Source organism: Streptomyces sp. NPDC044061 (assembly GCF_056434305.1).
The window spans coordinates 1-7,084 of record NZ_JBWKFL010000119.1 but is presented as its reverse complement, the minus strand read 5'-3'; the positions used below and the strand labels follow the sequence as shown (position 1 = coordinate 7,084).

4 protein-coding genes and 3 pseudogenes are annotated in these 7,084 nt (G+C 64.2%); 5 read left to right on the top strand and 2 right to left on the bottom strand.

The genetic code is table 11. From position 1 onward, the window contains the following. The 4 genes from AC07CM_RS50070 to AC07CM_RS50055 form a co-directional block, all read left to right on the top strand. Positions 1-857: phosphoenolpyruvate hydrolase family protein (locus AC07CM_RS50070; RefSeq protein WP_478883232.1), on the top strand; the 857-nt coding region annotated here is incomplete at its 5' end. A gap of 717 nt (positions 858-1,574) precedes the next feature. Beyond that, on the top strand, positions 1,575-1,952 hold the full coding sequence (locus AC07CM_RS50065; protein WP_478883231.1) for a cupin domain-containing protein: 378 nt from the start codon (positions 1,575-1,577) through the stop codon (positions 1,950-1,952). A 138-nt stretch (positions 1,953-2,090) separates the two neighbouring features. Further along, positions 2,091-3,176, top strand: a complete 1,086-nt coding sequence (locus AC07CM_RS50060; protein WP_478883230.1) for a Gfo/Idh/MocA family protein — start codon at positions 2,091-2,093, stop codon at positions 3,174-3,176. A 339-nt stretch (positions 3,177-3,515) separates the two neighbouring features. After that, the gene (locus AC07CM_RS50055; RefSeq protein ID WP_478883229.1) at positions 3,516-4,592 is read left to right on the top strand and encodes an ISAs1 family transposase; all 1,077 of its coding nucleotides are present in this window, start codon (positions 3,516-3,518) and stop codon (positions 4,590-4,592) included. A gap of 609 nt (positions 4,593-5,201) precedes the next feature. On the opposite strand, the pseudogene AC07CM_RS50050 reads toward AC07CM_RS50055, so the two are convergent. Both AC07CM_RS50050 and AC07CM_RS50045 read right to left on the bottom strand, forming a co-directional pair. After that, positions 5,202-5,570, bottom strand: a pseudogene (locus tag AC07CM_RS50050) (transposase); the annotation flags it as partial. A 17-nt stretch (positions 5,571-5,587) separates the two neighbouring features. After that, a pseudogene (locus tag AC07CM_RS50045) lies at positions 5,588-5,782 on the bottom strand (integrase core domain-containing protein); the annotation flags it as partial. Between the two features lie 132 nt (positions 5,783-5,914). On the opposite strand from AC07CM_RS50045, the pseudogene AC07CM_RS50040 reads away from it, so the two are divergent. Next, positions 5,915-6,874: pseudogene (locus tag AC07CM_RS50040) on the top strand (transposase domain-containing protein); the annotation flags it as partial. Between the last annotated feature and the right edge of the window lie 210 nt (positions 6,875-7,084).

Sequence of the window (7,084 nt, the reverse complement as noted above, 5' to 3'; positions counted from 1 at the left end):
TCCTGGAGCGCCTCACCAGCAAACGGGCCGCGCGCAGGCCCATCGTCGGGGCGGGCGCCGGGACCGGTCTGTCTGCCAAGAGCGAAGAACGCGGGGGCGTCGACCTCATCATCATCTACAACTCCGGCCGGTTTCGGATGGCCGGTCACGGCTCGCTTGCTGGGCTGCTGGCGTATAGCAACGCCAACGACCTGGTACTCGAGATGGGTGAAGAGGTACTACCTGTGGTCCAAAATGTTCCGGTCCTCGCCGGCGTGAACGCAACCGACCCTTTTCTTCGCCCCGATCACATGCTACAAACTCTCACATCTGCTGGTTTCTCGGGAGTTCAGAACTTTCCGACTGTTGGCCTCATCGACGGCACATTTCGTAACGATCTCGAAGAGACCGGGATGGGCTACGCCAACGAAGTCGAGTTCATCCGGCGTGCCCACGAGGCCAATCTGCTCACAACGCCCTACGTCTTCTCAGCCGAGGACGCAGTCGCGATGACCGAGGCGGGGGCCGACGTGGTGGTATGCCACATGGGATTGACTACGGGCGGGACGATCGGAGCGGGAACCGCCAAGAGCCTCGACGATTCCGTGCAGCTGGCGTCTGCATGGGCACAAGCGGCGCGATCGGTTAGAGACGACGTGATCGTGCTGGTCCACGGCGGCCCGATCGCGGAACCCGCCGATGCCCAGTACGTGCTGTCCGGTGCGCCGTGCATCGATGGCTTCTACGGGGCCTCTTCGATGGAACGACTCCCCACCGAACGCGCCATAACCCAGCAGGTACGGACGTTCACCGAGCTCAGCCTAGGCCGTAAGAACCCTACGGATACGCAGCGCTTCGCGGCCAACGCTGGCCGATGATTGCTGGCCCGAGGCCGTCTCGCACGTGAGGCTGACCGCCTCCGGCGCCGGCGCACAGACTTTCGTGTCGCTCGACGAGTGCGTCACCGGAACGCAGGCGATCCTGGACGCCGCGGCAACCATATGAGGGGATGTCATCGCCCTGGGCGACGGAGGGCCCGATCGCCGATGTCGCCGACTTCCATTACGTCCTGTCGCTATCCAGACGTACGGCGAGCGCCATGGGACCTCTCCAAGGCTACCGAGAAGGACCTGCACTTCCTCCGGACCCACATCAAGGAATTCCCGCAATGAGCTATTAGCGAACCTACACGGACCACGTCCGCGTGGGCATGGTAGGCGCCGGCAGCCACGCCTACCGCAGTATCCTGTCCACCTTGACCTTTCTCCCTGTCGATCTCGTCGCCGTCGCGGACGCCAACGAAGAGCTCACGAGCCGCACCGCCGCGCAGTATGGCCTCCAGCGCGGCTACATGACCGCAACGGGTGATCAGAGCTTCTGCCGAGGGTGCAGAGGCTCAGCTCGAGGACCTCCACGCCGTCCTGATCTGCGTTTCGCCGCAGCTTCACGCGAGCCTGACTGCGCTACTTCCTCGAGTGCGTCCTCAAGAGGGAGTCACCGCGACACGCTCACCTCGAGTTCGCGCGGCAGGTCTCCGCCGTTTATGAGGCAGCCATGGTCTCTAACAACCAGGAAATCGAACTGAAGGGCAAAGCATGAGCGAGCACGACTTCGACAAGCACCTGCGCGCAGCTGCCGATCACGTCATCGAGCCGCAGCCGTGGGGACGGCTCGAATGGTATGTCTCGGCAGCCATTGGCAATTCGACAACGATGACGGTCGGTAAGTGCGTGCTCGATCCCGGCCAGAAAAACGGTCGCCACTACCACCCCAATTGCGATGAGGTCCTCACGGTACTCAAGGGCCGGATCGTCCAGACCTGGAACGATCGATCGCGGGTGATGGAGGAAGGCGATGTCGTCTCCATCCCCAGTGGCATTTGGCATAGCGCTCGGAACATCGGAGCCGAACCCGCCGAACTCGCCATCTCCTTCTCGAGCGCCTTTCGGCAGACGGTCGGCTCGGAGGACTAGCCGATCAAGGCCCCGGTCTCACGGGTCTCGGTCACAAAACTCCCGCTCCGCCGTGAGTCAGCATGACCACACCTCGCTACCTAGCCTCCTTGGTGCGTTTTGTGCATCGCCCAATCCTCGAACAGATTGGATCGAACTGTGAGCACAGTCACGTTCGCGTATGAGGCGAAGCACCGGCTACGCGTCGCCTTTCTGGGCACATCCGACCACGCATTCCGCAATTATCTGCCATCGCTCCCGTACGTCCCGGTCGAGCTGATCGCGCTCTGGGACCAGGATGCATCTCGAGCGCAATCATTCGCTCGGCAATTCGGCGCGGCGTCGTGGTACACCGATCTCGACCGCCTTCTACAAGACGCGTCGCCCGATGCGGTGCTGATTGCCGTCGACGACTGGGAACAAGATGAGCCCCTGTCCGCATCGCTCGTGGCGCGCTGCCTGCAGGCTGGCTGCCATGTTTGGACTGACAAGCCCATCGCCGCACACGTGAGTACCGTGCGGGATTTGATTGCGCTTCGGGATTGCGTCGAACGGGTCGTCGCGGTCGGCGCGAAGACAATGCACAACCCTGCCTATCGAAAGGTCCGGCAGATTGTGCGCCGAGCTGAGTTTGGCGCGCCGACTTCGTTCACATGCAAATATCCGCTGCGCATACCACGCGTCCCGGGACTGCCACTCAGCGAACCTGATGTCCGTAGCTGCCTGAGCCACATCTGGCATCCTGCCGGCAGCGCGCTGCTGACGATGGGCCCGCTTGACGAGGTCATCCACTACCCAGCACCCGGCGGAGGCGGCGTTGCTGTTGGAACCTTCCGAAGTGGTGCCGTCGGAACGTTTCACTTCAGCGCCGGGCAGGCGCAGACGAGTCCGCTCGAGCGGCTGGAGGTCATCGGCGCTGGCACAAACGTCGTGGTCGACAACGGGGCGCATCTGACCTGGTACCGGCACGGTCAGATCGGCGACTACGGTCGGACACCAAGCTACTTCACAGCCGACGACAAGGCACCACTCGCGTGGCAACCTGAGTTGAGCCTTGGCCAGCTGTATAACAACAACAACTTCCTGCAGGGTTACGCACCAAGTTTGATCGAGTTCGCCGGTGCTGTGTTGACCGGCCAGCCGCTTCGCCACGGCACCCTCGAAGACGCAATGCATATTCTTGCTTTTTTCGCGGCTCTACACGCGAGTCCGGCCGGCCAGTCGACGAGCATCCACGCGGACTAGCCTCGATTTTTCGTGAGGCTCGGTCGGCGGACCCTCACGAAAAATCGAGGCTAAAGGTGCCTACGTGAGTGAAGTACTTGACTACGGAACAGGGCTGATGCGTTCTCAGTCGGCGAGATGAGCTGATCGCCTGCGTACGCGTCGCTGTGGACGGTTTGCCCGGCTCGTCAACGAGAGACGCGACCCCTGATGATCAAGGTTCTCGAAGCCTTTGATCACGAACAGGGGTCGCGTCCGCGTGCCATCTTCCCTGATCGATTTCCTGCAGCGCCACTGCGTGGGCATTGACTCCGCCTGCTCGACGCCGGACCTGCCGAAGCTCATCTCCTGGCCGAGGTCTTGGATCGGATACCCGATCCGCGCCGGGTCCGCGGCCGTCGTTACCGCCTGGGTTCGTTGCTCGCGCTGTGCCTGCTCGCCGTCCTCGGCGGAGCGAAGTCCCTCGCCGCCATCGCCCGCTTCGCCGCCGATACCGACTCCGACCTGCGCGAACGGATCGGGCTGGCCTCCAGCACACCGAACGCCTCCACGCTGGGACGGGTCCTCGCCCGCCTCGACGGCGACACGCTCGATGATGCCGTGGGTGCTTGGCTCGCCCGGTACTCAGCCGACCCGGTGGACGAACGCGGCGACAGGCTGGTCGGCCTGTCCGTCGACGGCAAGACCGTGCGCGGATCGCGGACCGACGGCACGGCCGTGCACCTGCTCGCCGCCGCACTGCACGCTTGCCAGACCGTGATCGCCCAGCGTCAGGTCGAGGCGAAAAGCAACGAAATCCCCGCCTTCGCTCCATTACTGGACCGGATCAACCTGCACGGCGTCGTCGTCACCGCCGATGCGATGCACACCCAGCGTGCCCACGCCGACCACGTCATCGCCGCCGGCGGCCACTACCTCCTGGTCGTCAAGGGCAACCAGAAGAAGCTGCGCAAGCAGCTACGACGCCTGCCCTGGCGGGAGATTCCGCTGCAGAGCCGCACTACCAGGGTCGGACACGGCCGCCGCGAGGTCCGCCGCCTGAAGGTCTGCACCGTCCAGCCCGGCTTACTCTTCCCGCACGCCGTCCAGGCCATGGAGATCAAGCGCCGCCGCACCCACCGCAAAACCGGCAAGGTCCAGACGAAGACCGTCTACGCAGTCACGAGCCTCTCGCCCAGACAGGCCAGTCCGACACTGCTCGCCGAACTCGTGCAGAGCCACTGGTCGGTTGAGGCCCTGCACCACATCCGAGACGTCACCTACGGCGAAGACGCCTCACGAGTACGCACCGGAGCCGCACCACGTGTGATGGCCACCCTGCGGAACCTGGCCATCGGACTCATCCGCCAAGCAGGCTGGACCAACATCGCCGCCGCAGCCGATCACTACCGGTCACGCCCCTTACACGCGACCCGCATGCTCCGGCTCACAGCCTGAGAACGCATCGGCCCTGGACTACGGAACCGTCCGAGGAATGTGCGCATCTGCTCTGGCTCGCATCTCTCAGCTGCGGGAAGCTAGTCATTGCTATCCGCGATTAGGCTAATTGAATAAATCTGCCATTCGAGATGGAACGATTACAGCGAGAATGGTCGCGCCGGCTCGTAAAAGGGAATGTGGATTTCTCCGACGCCCAGACGTCCGCGCCTATCCGACCCACCCAGAACTCCCTGGGCCATCGGACCCACATCTGAGAGGTAGGACATCTGAAAGGTGGGATACCTCCCATGCCCCAAGAAGCACGCCCCGTACCGCCGTGCCGGACGCGCATCTGTGCGAATTAAGGGACGCTGTGCGCGCCCTGCTCGGCCTGGACGACGACACCGCCTTCATCATCCGCTAACTCACCTTGACCACGCCCGTCCACCTGAGCCTTTTCAGTTTGGCCCCCGATCGGGTGAGGGGGCTGTGGCCGTGAAACGGGCAGAGCCCCAAGGTTGTTGAGCAAGGTGTCTACGCTCAACTCTCCAGCCTTGGGGCTCTGTTGGTTTCCTATCCTGCCTCGACCTGCCGCCTGCGCTGGTGGAGTGAGTCTCAATGAAGCTTCTATATCCCGTCAACCCCCATCGCCGTAGCGGCGCTGTTGAGGTGGCGATAGAGGCGTCGGGCGAGGTATCGCTTGAGACAGCGGCGGATCTCGCGGTCTGTCTTGCCTTCGGTTTCGCCGTGGTCGGCATAGGCGCGGGTTTGGGGGTGGTGCACCATGCGGACCATGGCGATGACGTTCAGGGCGCGGTTCAGGCGCCTGTCGCCGCCGCGGTTGAGTCGGTGGCGGGTGGTGTTGCCCGAGGAAGCAGGAAGCGGGCTCCCTCCGGCGAGGGCGGCGAACGCGGCCTCGTTGCGGATCCGTCCTGGGTGAGACCAGGCGACCAGGACGGTGGCGGCGGTGACGGGGCCGATACCGGTGAACCGCACCGGCTTGGTCGGAGACTCTAGGGTGTGACTGTGACCTGTGGTTTTGTGGCTGTCAGGTAGTAGGCGGCTTCGTATTCGGCGGGCGGGACGTGGCCTATTTCACCGTGGAGTCGGCGGTGGTTGTACCAGTCCGCCCACTCGGCGGTGGCGAGCTCGACCTCGGACAGGGTGCGCCAGGGCCGCTGGGGCTTGATCAGCTCGGTCTTGTACAGGCAATGCCGCGGAGTTAACCCGCACCGGGCCACGTCAAGTTGATCAGTTTCCTCGTGGATGTCTACGGGGAACGGGACCTCTGCTACAGAGGTGAAGCCGACCAAGGTCTTCATCACTGAGCGGAGGTCCCGTTGCCCGACCAGTCTGCCACCACGACGGTGACGCAAACCATCACCGTCGGCTCGGGTATCTTCGCGCCCGGGCATCTGGGCGAGCTCACGCAGCTCCTTCCCTTCGAGCTGGTTGACGACGTGCTGGAACGCACCAGAGCGGTGCAGCGCAGACTCCGCCTCATCCCCTCCCGCGTGGGGGTGTACTTCGTCCTGGCGTTGTGCCTCTTCCCGGAGGTCGGATACCTACGCGTCTGGAGCTACCTGATCGCCGGAGTTCGGGCCCTGGTCTCACGGGTCCCCTCGGAGAAGGCACTGCGGGAGGTACGCCGCCGCCTGGGGACAGCCCCGTTCCAGGAGCTGTTTGAGACGGTGTCCGGCCCGCTCGCCCGTCCTTCGACGCCCGGAGTGAGTTATCGGCGATGGCGCACGGTCGCCTTCGACGGCTGCAGCTCGCTGCAGGCTCCCGACACCTTCCGGGTTCGTGAGGTTCTGGGAAAGACCCGCCGGCACCGCGGTGTTGAGGGATACCCGCACGTCCGGCTCATGGCTCTGTGTGAAACCGGCACTCGCGGTCTGCTCGGGGCAGTGTTCGGGCCGACCAACACCGGTGAGCCCGGGTATGCCAGGCGGTTGCTGCCGTTGCTGAACGGAAGCATGCTGCTTCTCGCCGACCGGAACTTCTCCGGCGACGAGTTCTTGAACGAGGCCGCCGACACCGGGGCCCAGGTCTTGGCACGGCTCACCTACCGCCGCCGCCCGGCGGTGATCTCCGTACTGCCGGACGGTTCCTACCTGACCCGGCTGCGTGGCCGCACCTTCCGGATCATTGAAGCCGACGTGACAGCGAACTGCGCCGACGGGAGTCGCGTCGCGGACCGGTACCGGCTGGCAACGACGCTCCTGGACCACCAAGCCGATCCAGCCGACCGACTGGTCGCGCTCTATCACGAGCGGTGGGTGCGCCACGAGGCGCCATGTAATCCGAGTGGAGGTGAAAGACCTGCACTTCTGGGCTGTCGCAGCAGCCCGGTGAAGCTGAGGGCAGCCTGACCCGGGAGACGCCGGGGATGGTGGGAAGCAGCCCTGACAACGTGGGTCTTCGAAGTTGAGCGGTGCGGCGGGTCTCGCGCACTGACGTGGCGCACTGTGTGTGACCGGCTCCGGGAGTGATCGCCTCCTGGAGGCAGA